Origin of the sequence: Clostridium sp. (assembly GCF_051656525.1) — a bacterium.
GTDB lineage: Bacteria > Bacillota > Clostridia > Clostridiales > Clostridiaceae > Clostridium.
In genome coordinates, this window is the sequence record NZ_JBOGCC010000194.1 from 1 (window position 1) to 1,012 (window position 1,012).

The following is a 1,012-nucleotide window of genomic DNA, read 5'->3' on the forward strand; positions in this document are numbered from 1 at the left end:
CCTATAACTATTTGATATTTTTTTAAATATTTAATTTTATTCATTTAATACCTCCTAATATTTAAATTTATCTACTATTCTTTTCTCATTCTACTCTTATTATTCTTTTTAGAATTACAAACAAATTAATCTTATATAATATTTCAATTACAATTCTATTTCTTTATTTTCATATGTACTTTTCTCTTAAATAAAAGATTCACAAGTATATTAAATCCTTGTGAATCCTTCTGTTTAAATCTAAATATTTTTATACTACATAACAACTTAATCATTTATTTTTAACTTATCTACAACTAATATATAATGGTTCAATTTCTCCATTATTATATATATTAAATACTGAAATACCATATATTCCTTTATTGCTATTAGTTAAACTAGTATCCTTTGTATTTGAATATGCAACATATGCTATCGTCACATAATATCTATTTCCTTCTTTTACTCTTACAAACGAACTAAATGGTAAAAATTCTCCTTCTTTAAAAGGTAGAATGCTTTTATCATTATATATATTCTTTGTATATTCTTGAGTCTTAGCAAAAGGTAACTGATTTAAATATTCTGTAGCATTTAATTTATTTTGATTTAAGTTTGCCTGTAATACTTTTCTTAATGTTTCATTACTTATTTGATTTATTTGACTTTGTATTTGCTCTGAATCCTTTCTACCATTATATATTTCTTCAATTATCATAGCTGGCAATACTGTAAAATTAGAGCTATATCCTGGCAACTCCTTAATATTTTCTGTAACCATATTAGTGTTTATTTTTCCACTTATAATACTATCAAAAACTCCTAATCAACTTCTCACTGTTTAAGAGTCTTATCCCAAAATATTTATTATTATATTACAAAATAGAATTATAATTTATTCCAAATATTAATCCATTACTTTTAATTGTAAATAATTTTATAGTTATTATATTTAAAATATGTGTTCCTAATATCTTTATATTATTTATAACTAAAATTTTCTTCTTCTTATTTAATAATTTAATCCCTT

1 protein-coding gene is annotated in these 1,012 nt (G+C 21.0%); it reads right to left on the reverse strand.

Annotated features, from left to right (window positions below):
* Nucleotides 1-286: 286 nt before the first annotated feature.
* The gene (locus ACRDDY_RS09600; protein WP_438564729.1) at nucleotides 287-763 is read right to left on the reverse strand and encodes a hypothetical protein; all 477 of its coding nucleotides are present in this window, start codon (nucleotides 761-763) and stop codon (nucleotides 287-289) included.
* Between the last annotated feature and the right edge of the window lie 249 nt (nucleotides 764-1,012).